This is a genomic window from Lentzea sp., assembly GCF_035525475.1.
Taxonomy (GTDB): Bacteria; Actinomycetota; Actinomycetes; order Mycobacteriales; family Pseudonocardiaceae; genus Lentzea.
Genome location: NZ_DATLEC010000149.1, coordinates 93,674 through 107,490, shown reverse-complemented (window position 1 = coordinate 107,490; position 13,817 = coordinate 93,674). Strand labels below are relative to the sequence as shown.

The 13,817-nt window shown below is 69.4% G+C and carries 17 protein-coding genes and 1 pseudogene; 7 read left to right on the top strand and 11 right to left on the bottom strand.

From position 1 onward, the window contains the following. Positions 1-221 (bottom strand): annotated as a pseudogene (locus tag VM306_RS24890) (PucR family transcriptional regulator); the annotation flags it as partial. Between the two features lie 95 nt (positions 222-316). On the opposite strand from VM306_RS24890, the gene VM306_RS24885 reads away from it, so the two are divergent. Both VM306_RS24885 and VM306_RS24880 read left to right on the top strand, forming a co-directional pair. Then, complete coding sequence (locus VM306_RS24885; RefSeq protein WP_325519189.1) at positions 317-1,195, top strand: alpha/beta hydrolase; 879 nt, start codon at positions 317-319, stop codon at positions 1,193-1,195. Beyond that, positions 1,192-2,148 (top strand): serine hydrolase domain-containing protein, encoded by a 957-nt coding sequence (locus VM306_RS24880; protein ID WP_325519187.1) that lies wholly within the window; start codon positions 1,192-1,194, stop codon positions 2,146-2,148. The genes VM306_RS24885 and VM306_RS24880 overlap by 4 nt, the downstream gene beginning before the upstream one ends. On the opposite strand, the gene VM306_RS24875 is transcribed toward VM306_RS24880, so the two are convergent. Together VM306_RS24875 and VM306_RS24870 are read right to left on the bottom strand one after the other, a co-directional pair. After that, on the bottom strand, positions 2,124-3,041 hold the full coding sequence (locus VM306_RS24875) for a hypothetical protein (protein WP_325519185.1): 918 nt from the start codon (positions 3,039-3,041) through the stop codon (positions 2,124-2,126). The two genes, VM306_RS24880 and VM306_RS24875, sit on opposite strands and share 25 nt — an antisense overlap. An 11-nt stretch (positions 3,042-3,052) precedes the next feature. After that, a complete protein-coding gene (locus VM306_RS24870; protein ID WP_325519183.1) occupies positions 3,053-4,021 on the bottom strand; it encodes a DUF2332 family protein in 969 nt (322 codons plus the stop codon). Between the two features lie 102 nt (positions 4,022-4,123). Here VM306_RS24870 and VM306_RS24865 point away from each other — a divergent pair, with 102 nt between their 5' ends. After that, positions 4,124-4,882, top strand: coding sequence for an enoyl-CoA hydratase/isomerase family protein (locus VM306_RS24865; protein WP_325519181.1), 759 nt, complete (start codon positions 4,124-4,126; stop codon positions 4,880-4,882). Positions 4,883-4,886: 4 nt separating this feature from the next. Here VM306_RS24865 and VM306_RS24860 read toward each other — a convergent pair whose 3' ends face one another. The 7 genes from VM306_RS24860 to trxA all read right to left on the bottom strand — a co-directional run bounded on the left by VM306_RS24860 (position 4,887) and on the right by trxA (position 8,530). Beyond that, a complete protein-coding gene (locus tag VM306_RS24860) occupies positions 4,887-5,486 on the bottom strand; it encodes an MBL fold metallo-hydrolase (protein WP_325519179.1) in 600 nt (199 codons plus the stop codon). Further along, positions 5,486-6,574 (bottom strand): S-(hydroxymethyl)mycothiol dehydrogenase, encoded by a 1,089-nt coding sequence (locus VM306_RS24855; protein ID WP_325519177.1) that lies wholly within the window; start codon positions 6,572-6,574, stop codon positions 5,486-5,488. The genes VM306_RS24860 and VM306_RS24855 overlap by 1 nt, the downstream gene beginning before the upstream one ends. A 13-nt stretch (positions 6,575-6,587) precedes the next feature. Then, positions 6,588-7,106 carry a VOC family protein gene (locus VM306_RS24850; RefSeq protein ID WP_325519175.1) on the bottom strand — a complete coding sequence of 173 codons (519 nt, stop codon included), beginning with the start codon at positions 7,104-7,106 and terminating at the stop codon, positions 6,588-6,590. Positions 7,107-7,185: 79 nt separating this feature from the next. Beyond that, positions 7,186-7,455, bottom strand: coding sequence for a DUF4235 domain-containing protein (locus tag VM306_RS24845; protein ID WP_325519173.1), 270 nt, complete (start codon positions 7,453-7,455; stop codon positions 7,186-7,188). Further along, positions 7,452-7,739, bottom strand: a complete 288-nt coding sequence (locus VM306_RS24840) for a DUF3618 domain-containing protein (protein ID WP_325519171.1) — start codon at positions 7,737-7,739, stop codon at positions 7,452-7,454. The genes VM306_RS24845 and VM306_RS24840 overlap by 4 nt, the downstream gene beginning before the upstream one ends. Beyond that, positions 7,736-8,125, bottom strand: a complete 390-nt coding sequence (locus tag VM306_RS24835; protein ID WP_325519169.1) for a phage holin family protein — start codon at positions 8,123-8,125, stop codon at positions 7,736-7,738. The genes VM306_RS24840 and VM306_RS24835 overlap by 4 nt, the downstream gene beginning before the upstream one ends. 33 nt (positions 8,126-8,158) lie before the next feature. Next, positions 8,159-8,530 carry a thioredoxin gene (trxA, locus tag VM306_RS24830; RefSeq protein ID WP_325519167.1) on the bottom strand — a complete coding sequence of 124 codons (372 nt, stop codon included), beginning with the start codon at positions 8,528-8,530 and terminating at the stop codon, positions 8,159-8,161. Positions 8,531-8,664: 134 nt separating this feature from the next. Here trxA and VM306_RS24825 point away from each other — a divergent pair, with 134 nt between their 5' ends. Genes VM306_RS24825 through VM306_RS24810 form a run of 4 tightly spaced genes read left to right on the top strand, consistent with a single transcriptional unit; the run spans position 8,665 to position 12,807 of the window. After that, complete coding sequence (locus VM306_RS24825) at positions 8,665-9,570, top strand: ABC transporter substrate-binding protein (protein WP_325519165.1); 906 nt, start codon at positions 8,665-8,667, stop codon at positions 9,568-9,570. Next, entirely contained in the window at positions 9,560-10,396 is an 837-nt protein-coding gene (locus VM306_RS24820) for an amino acid ABC transporter permease (RefSeq protein WP_325519163.1), read from the top strand. Before VM306_RS24825 ends, VM306_RS24820 begins: the two co-directional genes overlap by 11 nt. Beyond that, entirely contained in the window at positions 10,383-11,141 is a 759-nt protein-coding gene (locus VM306_RS24815) for an amino acid ABC transporter ATP-binding protein (RefSeq protein ID WP_414672444.1), read from the top strand. Before VM306_RS24820 ends, VM306_RS24815 begins: the two co-directional genes overlap by 14 nt. A 1-nt stretch (position 11,142) precedes the next feature. Further along, positions 11,143-12,807, top strand: a complete 1,665-nt coding sequence (locus VM306_RS24810; RefSeq protein WP_325519159.1) for a PAS domain-containing protein — start codon at positions 11,143-11,145, stop codon at positions 12,805-12,807. An 87-nt stretch (positions 12,808-12,894) separates the two neighbouring features. On the opposite strand, the gene VM306_RS24805 is transcribed toward VM306_RS24810, so the two are convergent. Beyond that, positions 12,895-13,710 carry a helix-turn-helix transcriptional regulator gene (locus tag VM306_RS24805; protein WP_325519157.1) on the bottom strand — a complete coding sequence of 272 codons (816 nt, stop codon included), beginning with the start codon at positions 13,708-13,710 and terminating at the stop codon, positions 12,895-12,897. Positions 13,711-13,817: the final 107 nt, after the last annotated feature.

Below are 13,817 nucleotides of genomic sequence, written 5' to 3'. Positions count from 1 at the left end.
CGCGGCGCGGCGGCCTCGGTGCCGCCGGGGGACATGCGGACGACCTTCCCGGTGCTGTGCAGGCGGATGCCCGCCACGCACTCCGCGAGACCCGCGGAAGCCCTTGCCAGAGCGGGGAGGTCGACCCGGCGGCGCATGAGCGTGTCGTAGAACATCACGACCCTGATCGCGCCCTCGACGTGCGAGTCGAGGTTCGACAGCCGGGTCGCCAACGCCTCCATGCGCACGACGATAGCGACGATCGGCGCGCCGGTACCCCGAATCGTGCGACGGGCGTCGGCTGAACGGGAGCGCGGAGGCCGTGAGGATGGACCGCATGGATCCCGAGTTGGAAGCTTTCGTCCCGTTCTTCCCGAAAGCCGAGCTGACCGACGTGGTGGCGGAGCGGGCGGTCCTCGCCGGGCTCGCGGCCGGCATCCCGGCGGAGACGGACGGCATGGAGGTCGAGGACCTGCTGGTGCCGGGAACCCCGCCGGTCCCGGTGCGGGTCTACCGGCCGCACGAGGCGCGCGGCACGGTCGTCTGGATGCACGGCGGTGGCTGGTGCATCGGTGACGTGGAGACCGAACACCCGTGGGCGTCCCGCGTCGCCGCGCGGTCGGGCTGTGCCGTGATCTCGGTGGGCTACCGGCTCGCCCCGGAGAACCCGTTCCCGGCCGCGCTGGACGACGCGTGGACGGTGTTGCGGTGGGCGCACGAGAACGCCGCCGACCCGGACCTCGTCGCGGTCGCCGGGCACAGCGCGGGCGGCGGGCTGGCGGCGGCGCTGGCGTTGAGGGCGCGCGACGAGCAGGGGCCGCCGATCCGGTTCCAGCTGCTGCACCAGCCGGGGCTCGACGACAGGCTGACCACGTGGTCGGCGCGGCACTTCACCGAGACGCCCTGGTACAACCGCGCCAAAGCCGCGCAGGCGTGGGCGCACTACCTGGGCGGGCGGCCCGCCACGCCGTACGCGGCCCCGTCGCGCGCCGAGGACCTGTCCGACCTGCCGCCCGCGTACGTCGCGACGGCCGAGCTCTGCCCGAGCCGCGACGAGGGCATCGCCTACGCGGTGCGGCTCATGCAGTCGGACGTGCGGGTCGAGCTGCACCAGTTCCCCGGCACGTTCCACGGGTCGCAGGCGCTGCTGTCGGCCGCGGTCTCCCAGCGCCAGTTCGCCGAGATCGGCGACGTGCTGCGCAGGGCGCTGGCATGAGGGCCGAGCTGGAGGCGATCCACCGCGCCGGGGTTCCCGGCGTGTGGGCGGAGGTGCGGGAGAACGGCGAGGTGTGGCGCGGTGCCGCCGGGGAGGCGGCACCGGACATGCGGCACCGGGTCGGCAGCGTCACCAAGACGTTCACCGCCGCCGCGGTCCTGCAACTGGTGGAACGCGGCAAGATCGGTCTCGACATGCCCGTCCACGGCGAGGCGACGGTCCGCGAGCTGCTGAACATGACGAGCGGCCTGGCGGACTACCGGTTCCTCGCGTTCCCGTCGGTGCTGGAAGGCTCGCCGCGGAGCCTGGAGGACAACCGGTTCCGGCACTTCTACCCGCGCGAGCTGATCGAGCTGGGCACGAGCGCGCCCGCCGTCCCGCCCGGCACCTACTCCAACACCGGTTACCTGCTGCTGGGCAGGCTGATCGAGAAGGTCACCGGGATGACGGCCGAACGGTGGATCACGCGCCACGTCGTCGAACGCGCCGGGCTGCGCAACACGATGTTCCCGACCGGGACGCGCATCGAGGGACCGCACCCGCGGATGCTCGAGGCGTTGTTCGGGCTGCTCGACCCGCCGCGCGACTACAGCGTCTACGACATGTCGTGGGTCGGGGTGGCGGCGTCGCTGATCTCGACGGTGGAGGACCTGAACCTGTTCTTCGCCGCGCTGCTCGACGGCCGGGTGGTGTCACCGGAGTCGTTGGCGGAGATGCAGAAGACCGGCCCGGTGGTCGCGTTCGACGGCTCGACGGTCGACTACGGGCTCGGTCTGCACCGCCACGGCGACTTCTGGGGCCACGACGGGTCGGTGTGGGGAGCGGGCACGTGGTCGTTCCACAGCGCCGATGGCGAGCGGCAGGTGTCGCTCGCCATCAACCTCCAGCGGTGGCAGGACAAGGCGATCGACGAGGCCTTGGCAGCGTTTCAGCGGAAGGCGTTGCGCGTGTAGGTCAGGCTGAAGTCACCCTTGCCGGAGAAGTACCGGTCGACCAGCAGCGCCGGGTCGGTGGCGAGGTAGCCCTTGTAGATCGGCCCGTCGTTCTGGTCGTCCCAGCCCCACGGCGCGTTGGCGGCGTTGTCCTTGCCGTTGTCGCCGCGGAAGGTGCCGAACGACGCGAAGGTCTCGGAGTTGGTCCGGCGGGCCCACATCCCGTTCGCCTCCAGGGTGTTCACCAGTCGGTAGCCGACGCTGCGGTCGTTGCCGCCCGACGGGACCTCACCGGTGGCGGACGGACGGTAGACCACGCCGTCACCACCGGGGAAGTCGTTGCCGTCCCAGCGGTACAGGCCGTGGCCCTTGGCCTCCTGCCGCGTGGCGGGCCGTCCGTCGACCATCAGCAGCGTGCCGTCGATGGTCTCCGCGCCGTTCTGGAACGGCGACCCGGCGGGCACGTAGGAGTAGAAGTCGCTGTGCGCCACCGTGACCGCGGCTTCGAGCTTGCCGTACCCGCTGTCCCTGCGGACGGTCAGGAGCACGCCCTCCAGGTCGTTCTCGTGGGTCTTCGTGCCGAACGGGTCCGGCTGGTCGTCCCAGTCTCGCGGGTGGAAGAAGCCGTAGACGATGAACCAGTGCGTGGACGTCTCGACCACGGAGTAGTAGGCGGCGCCGGTGAGCTTCGCGAGCTGCGGCTGGTTCTCCCAGTTGTTCAGGGTGTTCCAGTCGCCATCGAAGTCCACAGTGGACAGGTAGTCGGCGTCGTGGTCCGAGCTGTCGGTGTCCTGGTGATGGATCGGGGCCCAGTGCAACGCCAGGTCGTGGTCGGAGACGTCGGCCCTGGCGGGCGCGGTCAGGGCCGTGGTGATGAGAGCGACGGCCAGCAGGGAGGCGCGGATCGTTGTCACGACGGCGCACGTCAGCTGTAGATGGTGACCGTCAAGCGGGGGTTCGAGCGAAAATCTGTCGACTCGTAGGCAACGCGCGCGAGTGGCATCGAACCCGCCGCCGCGGTCAGCGTCGTCTCGATCTCGTTGCGCTCGTCCTCGGTCAGGTACGGCCAGAACGAGCTGTGCCAGACCACCGTGCAGGTGTCGCGGTCGCCGGGCGGCACGAGGTTCTCGCGCAGCCACCGACCGGCGGGGGAGCGCTCGACCTTCACGCCGACCTTCGTCGCGACCTCGATGGCGTCGTCGAGGTCCCACCGCAGCGAGTCGTGCTCCGGCGGGATGAACGAGTGCAGGATCATCGCGTGCCGGGGGTCGGCGGGGTCGCGCGGCTGCAGGTCGCACCCTGCGCGTCCGACGATCTCCAGGTCCGCCGGCCGCGGCCCGACGGCGGCCAGGCGGACGGGGGAGTCCTTGTCGCCCCACTCCCAGCCGAGCCCGAACCACCGGTACCGGTCCAGGATCAGGTTCAGCCCCGCGCACGCGCCCAGTTCGAGGAGCCGGACCCTGGGCGCGCCGATCATCGTGAGGCCGCGGAGCAGGAAACCGGCCGTCTTGGGCTGGTGCTGCTGCACCGTGCGGTCCAGCGCCGCGAGGATCTCGCCCGCGTTCTCGATGATCGCGGTCCGTGCCGCGAGCCAGGCGAGCAACGCCGCCGAGTCCGACTCACCGGCCATCGCCGCGGCGTGCGCGCTGGTGAACCGCCGGCTCAGCTCCGGGGCCCTGCCCGACAGCATCAGCAACCGCACACCCGCGAGCGCCTGGATGCCGAACAGGGGACTGTGCACGGCGCTGTGCGAGCAGAGCAGGTCGGCCACCGCCCCGCCGCGGTCGAGCTCACCGGCGAGCTCCGAGAGGATCCGCGCGGAGACCGGCGCGGTGGTGCGCAACCGCACGGCGAACGTGCGAAGCGTGGAAGCGCCGATGCTCGCCGCCGTCACGTTGCCTCCCCTCACCGGCAACGGAACTTTACAAGGGCATGAACACCTGCGACCCATATGAGATCGCATGCGTTCGCGGAACCGGTGGGTATCGTGCGGCCTGTGAGCGAGTTCCTGGAGCTGTCCGCGGCCGGTCCGGTCGCCACGTTGACGATCAACCGCCCGGCCAAGCGCAACGCCATGAGCTACGACATGTGGTCCGCCCTGCCCGGCCTGATGGCCGAGGTCTCCGCAGATGAGAGCATCCGCGTCCTCGTCATCCGGGGCGGTGACCACTTCTCGGCGGGCGCCGACATCGCCGAGTTCTCGACCCTGCGCCGAGGTGCCGCCGGCGCCGCCCACTACGGCGAGGCGGTCCACAACGGCGAACGCGCGATCGTCGGGCTGGACAAGCCGACGATCGCCGCGATTTCCGGGTTCTGCGTGGGCGGCGGCTGCGAGATCGCCCTCGCGTGCGACATCCGGGTGGCCTCCGCCGACGCCCGCTTCGGCATCACGCCCGCGAAGCTCGGCATCGTCTACAACTTCACGTCCACCAAGCAGCTCGTGGACGCGGTGGGCCCGGCGTGGGCGAAGCAGATCCTGTTCTCGGCGGACCTGATCGACGCGGCGACGGCGCTGCGGATCGGTCTCGTCAACGAGGTCGCGGACTCGCTCGACACCCGCGTGAAGGAGCTGTCCGAGCAGATCGCGGGGCGGGCGCGGGTGTCGGTGCGCGGCGCCAAGAAGATCGTCGGCTCGATCACCGACGGCGGGCGCGAGGACGACTCCGTGCGGGGGCTGTACGCGGAGGCCGCCTCCAGCCCCGACTACGCGGAGGGCGTGTCGGCGTTCCTGGAGAAGCGGCCTCCGCGGTTCTAGCGTTCTAGAAAACCTCGGCGGCGATCGTGGTGTCCGGGCCGTGGCCCGTGTGCACCACGGTCTCCCCCGGCAGCGTCAGCAGCTTCTCCCGGATCGACCGCTCGATCGTGGGCCGGTCCGAGAACGACCGCCCGGTCGCGCCCGGCCCGCCCTGGAACAGCGTGTCGCCGGTGAACACCGCACCCAGCGACGGCACGTGGAAGCACACGGCGCCCGGCGAGTGGCCGGGCGTGTGCAGCACGTGGATCTCCTCGCCGGCGACGGTGATCACCTGGCCGTCCTCCAGCGCCTGGTGGGGGATCACGCCCGTGTGCGTCAGGCTCCACACCACGTGGTCGGCCTGGTGCAGCGCGAGGGGCGCGCCCGTCTCGTGCGCCAGGTCCGGTGCGACGCGGACGTGGTCGTCGTGCGCGTGCGTCAGCAGGATCGCGACGACCTTGCGGCCGTTGACGACCTCCAGGATCGCGTTCACGTCGTGCGGGGCGTCGATGACGACGCATTCGCTGTCGTCACCGATGACCCACACGTTGTTGTCGACGTCGAACGTCTCGCCGTCCAGCGAGAACGTGCCGGACGTGACGGTGTGGTCGACGCGCAGTGCCATCAGAACACCACGACCGATCGCAGCACGTCGCCGTGGTGCATCTTCTCGAACGCGCCTTCGACGCCGTCGAGCGCGATCTCCTCGGTGACGAACGCGTCGAGGTCGAAGCGGCCCTGCTGGTACAGGTCGACGAGCATCGGGAAGTCGCGGGAGGGCAGGCAGTCGCCGTACCACGAGGACTTCAGCGAACCGCCGCGCGAGAAGAAGTCGATCAGCGGCATCTCGAGCTGCATGTCCGGCGTCGGAACACCCACCAGGACAACGGTTCCGGCGAGGTCGCGGGCGTAGAACGCCTGCTTCCACGTCTCGGGGCGGCCCACCGCGTCGATCACGACGTCCGCGCCGAACGAGTCCGTCAGGTCCTGGATCGCCGTCACGACGTCGTCGACCTCGCGGGCGTTGATCGTGTGCGTGGCGCCGAAACCCTTGGCCCACTCCAGCTTCCGCGGGTCGGTGTCGACGGCGATGATCTTCGCGGCGCCGGCGAGGCGGGCGCCCGCGATGGCGCCGTCACCGACACCGCCGCAGCCGATCACGGCCACCGAGTCGCCGCGCGTGACGCCACCGGTGTTCACGGCCGCGCCGACACCGGCCATCACGCCGCAGCCCAGCAGGCCGACGGCGGCCGCGCGGGCCGACGGGTCGACCTTCGTGCACTGTCCTGAGTGGACGAGCGTCTTCTCCGCGAACGCGCCGATCCCCAGCGCGGGCGAGAGCTTGGTGCCGTCCGTCAACGTCATCGGCTGCGAGGCGTTGAACGTCGAGAAGCAGTACCAGGGCTTGCCGCGCCTGCACGCGCGGCACGTGCCGCAGACCGCGCGCCAGTTCAGCACGACGAAGTCGCCGGGCTCCAGGTCGGTGACGCCCTCGCCGACCGACTCCACGACACCGGCTGCCTCGTGTCCCAGCAGGAACGGGAACTCGTCGTTGATGCCGCCCTCGCGGTAGTGCAGGTCGGTGTGGCAGACACCGCACGCCTGGACCTTCACGACGGCCTCGCCGGGGCCGGGGTCGGGCACCAGCACCGAGGTCAGTTCCACGGGTTGACCTTTGCCCCGGGCGACGATGCCCTTGACCTCTTGCGCCACTGCGACTCCGTTCTCAGTTGATCAGGGTCGTGCCCTCGAACTCGCCGAGATCTTCCCGGTAGAACTCAATCCCTACACCGTTGGGGTCGCGGATGTACAGGCTGTCCTCGACGCCCCGGTCGGGCCCCAGGTAGTCGATCCCCTCGGCGTCGAGCTTGGCCCTGATCTCGTCGAACCGCTCGGGCGAGGTCGACAGCGCGAGGTGCTGGACGGCGCCGATCGTCTCGGAGAACGGCGGGTGGTCGTGGCCCGGGAAGTCGAAGAACCCCAGCAGGTTCTTGGCTCCGAGGTCGAAGAAGAAGTGGCTGGAACCGCGGTAGTCGCGGTTCTCGACGAGCTCCACCAGCGGGAAACCGAGGAACTCCTGGTAGAACCGGATGGTCTCCTCGACGTCCTTGCAGATGAGCGCGATGTGGTGCACGCCGCGGGTGGGCGAACCACCTCGCTCGGCGAGCGGCTTCACGTAGCGTTCGCGCAGTTCGTCGCGCTTGGCCCTGATGGCTTCGAGCTCGGCACCCTCTGGCTGTGGCATGCGAGCAGAATAGTTGAGGGTTCAAACGTTCGCAGGACCAGAGACCGGCCTCGCGGGCCGTGTCCCTGGTCCTGCGTGATCAGTCTTCCTCGTCGCCGGGCCACTCGCCGGTGAGCTTCTGGAAGCCCTTGGCGCCGCCGCGGTCGATCGCGGCCTTGACCAGGCCGAAGATGGCGCCCTGCAACGCCGCGGCCAGCAGGATCTCGCTCCAGGTGCGGTTGCGCATCGTGGGGCTGGGCGCTTCCTTGTCGCCGGCCACGGCCTTCCAGATCTGGCCGAAGATCGCGGTCGCGAGGAAACCTCCCAGCGCGCCGACCAGCATGCCCAGGGGCCGGTACAGGATCTTCATCGGTTCCTCCTCGAGATGGCCCAGATCGCGACGACGAGGGCGATCAGCACCGCCGCGATGGCTCCGGGGTGCCGGCGCGCCTTCTCGACCTGCTCCGCCACCGGGGTGGGCAGCGAGTCGATGGCCTGGTTGGTCGCGGCGGTCATCCGCACGACCGTCTCGTGCGCCTGCTCCTTCACGCGACCGGGCACGTCGACCTTGTGCGCCAACGCTTCCACGGTCTCACCCAGCTCTCGGCGGGTGCGCTCGACGTCGCGCTGGAGCTGTTCCTTCGGGTCGGTCATCGGTGCGCACTCTCCTTGATCGTCGCGATGTCCCGCTGCACGTTGTCCATCGCCTGCCGCGGCACCGGGGGAGCGGCCTGCTTGACCTGACCTCTGCCCACGAGCGCGAAGACGCCCGCGAACAGCAGAAGGGCGGCCGCGACGATCAGCGCGGCCGCCCACGGCGGTACTACGAGTGCCAGCAGCAGGATCAGGCCCGCGACAACGCTCAGCCCGCCCCACCACGCGAACACGCCGGCCACACCGAACATCCCGGCGCCGACACCGGCGTGCTTGCCCTTCTCCTTCAGCTCCGCGACAGCGAGACGGATCTCATCGCGTGCGAGCCTGCTCACCTGCTCGGACAGCTGGTTCACCAGCTGCGCGGTCGACGTGTCGGTGTTCATGCACGTCGGCTACCCCGAGCGGCGTTGTACCAATCAGCCCTGTTGGGCCTGGGCTTCCGCGACCTTGGCGTGGACCTCTTCCATGTCCACCTTGCGCGCCTGCTCGATCAGGTCGTCCAGCGCGTTGCCCGGCAGCGCGCCCGGCTGCGAGAACAGCACCACGCCCTCGCGCACGATCATCAGCGTGGGGATCGACCGGATGCCGAACGTGGCCGCGAGCTCCTGCTGCGCCTCCGTGTCGACCTTGCCGAACGTGATGTCCTCGTTCTTCTCCGAAGCGGCCTCGTACGTGGGCCCGAACGCGCGGCACGGACCGCACCACTCGGCCCAGAAGTCGACCAGGACGATGCCGGAACCGCCGACCACCTCGTCGAAGTTCTCCGTCGTCAGCTCGACCGTCGCCATGGGGGGTCCTCCTCGTTTGCCGGTGCTCTCCCGTCAACGAACCAGGCGCCGGTGGAATTCCCCGAGTGCCGCCGGTCACGCCTGTTTTCAACTTTTTGTGGACGTCTTCAACTCGACGTTGTACGGTCCCCGCCATGAAGCCGCGCCTGCTCGTGACCTCGCTGCTCGTACTGGGGCTCGCCGCCTGCGGGTCCACGTCTGACACCAACTCTCAGACGTCCACGCCTCCGTCGTCCGACCTGGGCTCGGTCAAGAAGGACGACAAGCTCGCCGCGCTGCTGCCGCCCGAGATCGTCTCGGCGGGCAAGCTGCGGGTCGGGTCGAACATCCAGAACCCGCCGAACAACTTCTACGACCAGGACGGCAAGACGCCGCTCGGGTCCGAGGTCGACCTGATCAAGGCGATCTCCGCGAAGCTCGGGCTGAAGGCCGAGCACAGCGACATGGCGTTCAGCTCGCTGATCACCAGCCTCGAGACCGGCCGCGTCGACGTGACCATGGCCGCGATGAACGACACCGCCGAGCGCCAGCAGAAGATCGACTTCGTCGACTACTTCACCTCCGGCATCACGATCATGGTGCAGAAGGGCAACCCGCAGGGCGTCAAGTCGGTCGACGACCTGTGCGGCAAGGGGATCGCGGTCAACCTCGGCAGCTCGCAGGAGCAGTTCGCCAAGGAGCAGAGCGAGAAGTGCAAGGCCCAGGGCAAGCCCGAGGTCCAGCTCAGCGTCACCGACAGCGACACCGGCAACCAGAACCAGCTGCGCACCGGTCGTGTCGCCGCGATCCTGAACGACCTGCCGACCGCCGTCTACGTCGCGAAGACCGCGGGTGACGGCCAGTACTTCGAGGTCGTGCCGCTCGCGCCGATCAACGGCGGCCCGTACGGCATCGGCGTGAACAAGCAGAACGCCAAGCTGTCCGAGGCGATCAAGGCCGCGCTGCAGTCGCTGATCGACGACGGCACCTACGAGAAGATCCTCACCACCTGGGACATCAAGCAGGGTGCGATCACCAAGGCCGCGATCAATGGCAAGTGATCTCCGCACCGCCGAGGAGGTCCGGCCCTCCGAGCTCGTCGTCGTGCCGCTGCGCCACCCGTGGAGGTGGGTCAGCGGCGCGGTGATCCTGCTGGTCATCGCCGGTCTCGGCTGGTCGATGGCCGAGGCGCAGATCCAGTGGGAGGACGTGCCGGGGTTCTTCACGCACCCCGCGATGCTCGAAGGCGTCCTCAACACCATCGTGCTCGCCCTCGCGGCCCAGGGCGGCGCGATCGTGCTCGGTGTCGTGGTCGCGCTGATGAGGCTGTCGGCGAACCCGGTCGCCCGGTGGTTCGCGGTCGGCTACATCTGGCTGTTCCGCGGCCTGCCGGTGCTGCTGCAGATCCTGATCTGGTTCAACCTCGCGCTGGTGTTCAAGAACATCAGCATCCCGATGCTGTTCTCGGTGCCCACCAACGTGGTCATGACCGCGTTCGTGGCGGCGCTGCTCGGCCTGGGCCTCAACGAGAGCGCCTACATGGCCGAGATCGTCCGCGCCGGCCTGAGCAGCGTCGACTCCGGCCAGACCGAGGCGGCCAAGTCGATCGGCATGACGCCGTTGACGACGCTGCGCCGAGTCGTCCTGCCGCAGGCGATGCGCGTGATCATCCCGCCGACCGGCAACAACTTCATCAACATGATCAAGGGCACCTCGATGGCGTCGGTGATCGCCTTCCTGGAGCTCATCCACGCCGCGAACAACATCTCGTCGCGCAACCTGGAGATCATGGAAACCCTGTTCGCCGCCGCGGCCTGGTACCTCGTGATGGTCTCCCTCGCGTCGATCGGGCAGCACTACCTGGAGCGTGCTTATGGCCCTCGTTGAGGCGATCGGTGTCCGCAAGTCGTTCGGCCACACCGAGGTGCTCAAGGGCATCGATCTAGAGGTCGAGCGCGGCGAGGTCGTCTGCCTGCTCGGGCCGTCGGGCGCGGGCAAGTCGACGTTCCTGCGCTGCGTGAACCACCTGGAGACCATCGACGCCGGCCGGATCTGGGTCGACGGCGTGCCGGTCGGGTTCCGTTCGCAGGGCGGCAAGCTCCACGAGCTGCGCGAACGCGAAGCCGCCCACCAGCGCCGCGACGTCGGGATGGTGTTCCAGCGGTTCAACCTCTTCCCGCACCGCACGGCGCTGGAGAACATCATGGAGGGCCCGGTCCAGGTGCTCGGGCGTCGTAAGGCCGAGGTGGGAGCGGAGGCGTTGGCACTGCTGGAACGGGTGGGACTGGCCGAGAAGGCCTCCGCCTACCCAGGGCAGCTCTCGGGCGGTCAGCAGCAACGCGTCGCGATCGCGCGAGCGCTGGCGATGAAGCCCAAGCTGATGCTGTTCGACGAGCCCACCTCCGCGCTGGACCCGGAGCTGGTCGGCGAGGTGCTCGACGTGATGACCTCGCTGGCCCGCGACGGCATGACGATGATCGTGGTCACCCACGAGATCGGCTTCGCCCGCTCGGTCGCCGACCGCGTGGTGTTCCTCGTCGACGGGGCCGTCGTGGAGACCGGCACCCCGTCCGACGTGCTCGACAATCCGCAGCAGCCGCGCACGCAACAGTTCCTGGCAAAGGTGCTCTGAGTTGATCGACGCCGCGTACCTCTCCCAGTTCCGCGAACCGGAGGGGTATCTCGACTTCGCCCGCTTCGGTCCGCCGTCGCTCCCGGTGGTGACGGCGACCGCGCGTCTGATGGAACAGGCCTCACTCGCCGGACCCACCACAGTGGACACGCTCATGCGCGAGGAACAGCGCGTGAAGGCCGCCGTCGCGCGGTTGTGCCGCTCCGACACCGACCACGTGGCGCTGGTGCCGAACACGTCGATCGGCCTGTTCCAGGCGGCCTTCGGCCTGTCCGGCACCGTCATGTACTCGGCGTCGGAGTTCCCGTCCAACACCTACCCCTGGGTGCGGGCGGGCCTCCCGTCGGTGGTCTTCGACGGCCCGGTCGCACCGGCCGCGGTCGCAACCCGTCTGACGCCGGAAGTTTCGGCGTTGTCGGTGTCCGCCGTGGACTTCAGGACCGGCTACCGCGCGGACCTCTCAGCGCTGCGCGAGGCCATCGGCGACCGCCTGCTGATCGTCGACGGCATCCAGGGCTTCGGCGTCGTCGACGAACCGTGGGAACTCGCCGACGTGCTGGTGGTCGGCGGCCAGAAGTGGTTGCGCGCCGGGTGGAGCACGGGTTTCGTCGTGCTCTCGGACCGAGCCCTGGACCGGCTCTCGCCCGTCCTGTCGGGCTGGACCGGCGCGGTGGACGCGGGCCTGTTCGACAACGCGGTGCACGACGCGGCCCCCGACGCCGCCGCCTGGAACATCACGAACCTCTCGCCGATCGTCTCCGGCGCCTTCGCCGAGGCCCTGGAACTGGTCGAGCTGGCCGGCGTCCCGTCGCTGGACTCCGCCGTGAGTTCACTGGTGACCGAGCTGGAGGAGATCGTGCTGTCGTGCGGAGGCAAGATCGTCTCCGCCCGAGACCGCCGGGCGGGCATCCTGGCGTTCACGATGCCCGAGGCCGCCTCGGTGGTGGGCGAAGCGCTGCACGCCTTCGGCATCACCGCGACCATCCGCCCCGAGCACGTCCGCCTGTCCCCGCACGCCACGACCTCGCGCGGCACGCTGGAACGCGTCCGCGCCGCCCTGAAGTCGCTGTCGGGCTCGGCGTCGTCGCCGGTGCCGGCGGCGTTGTCGGCCCTGGTGCCGACGGTGGACTCACTGGCCTCGGCACTGGGCCCCGACACCGAGGTCGTGGTGCACGACCTGTCCCGGCTGCCGAACTCGATCATCGCGATCGCGGGCTCGCTGACCGGCCGCCAGGTGGGCGGCCCGATGACGGACCTGCTGCTCGGACTCGTCCGCCGCGGCACGACCACCGACATGCCGGGCTACGAGACCTACGCCCCGGACGGCCGCGCGATCTGGTCGTCGACGACGTTCGTGCGCGACGCGGCCGGCGTCGCCGTGGGCTGCCTGTGCGTGAACAAGCTGGCCGCGCACGAGGCCTCCGGCCCCGTCGAGTCGTTCCCGCAGGACGTGGACACGCTGCAACGGGTGCTGGTCGAGAAGGCGATCGCCGACGTCGGCGTGCCGGTCGAGCTGATGAAGAAGGTGCACAAGTCGCAGGTGGTGCGGGTGCTGGACGAGGCGGGGTTCTTCCTGATCCGCGACTCGGTCGACCACCTGGCGGGCGTCCTGGAGGTCACCCGCTACACGATCTACAACTACCTCAACGAGAACCGAGGGACCTGAGCAGGGCGGCCCAGGCGGGGGAGGAGAACGCGAGGACGTCACCGCTCGCGTTCTTCGGCTCCCTGCGGGCGTGCGGCGCGGCCGGTCTCAGCGGGCGCCGACTGGCTGGGTGAGGTACTGCCTCAACCTCGCACGGGTCTGCTCTTCGTCCAGAGCGACCCTGCCCAGCTGCTTCAGGTGCACCCTCGCCTGGGCGATCGCGCCCGGATCCTGCACGAACACGCGCGCGAACTCCGTCTCGCTGTAGGCGACCGGCTTGGCCTTCTCGTACTCCCAGAGCATGAAGCCGGCCGACAGCACGGCGACCTCCGCGGGCACGATCCGGATCATGTGCGCTTTGGCGAGCAGCCGCCGGTACTGGCCCTGCATGACCTGGTCGTCACCCATCGGCTGCTGCAGGGCCACCTCGTGGACGTAGAACAAGCAATCCGGCCGGTCGTGCCGGTTGAGGATCGCCTGGCGGTCCGTCCGGCACCGCACGAGCACCGGGATGCGCTCCTCCGCGACCAACCCGGTCACCTCGTACACGCTCTCCGCGTACTCCGGTGTCTGGAAGAGGCCCGGCACCAACAGTGTGTCGTAGCTGATGATCGCCCTGGCCGTCGACTCGGCCATCGCGACCGTCCGCAGGTTGCCCGACAACTGCACGATGTACTCGTCGAACGCGTACCGGTAGCGGTGCTTGAAGTTCTCGTAGAAGTCGACGTCCTTGTCACACGCCGTGAAGTACTGCACCAGGTCGACCTCGCTGGCGCGTGCTTTGCCGTGTTCGATAGTGGACACCTTGCTCGGGTCCCAGCCGAGTTTCCTGGCGAGCTCGTGGCCCTTGAGCCCGGTGCAGGTCTCCCGCATGCGGCGCAGCTCGTCGCCCAGGTCCCTGCTGTACGCGGTGGATGCAGTCATGCGCCGACGCTATGGCTCGAAGGCGGTCCAAGCGTCTGCTCGTTCGGGTGAAAACGGTGGCGCTGCCGGATCAAGGACCGGTCGAGCCTCGCACCTTTCTCACAACT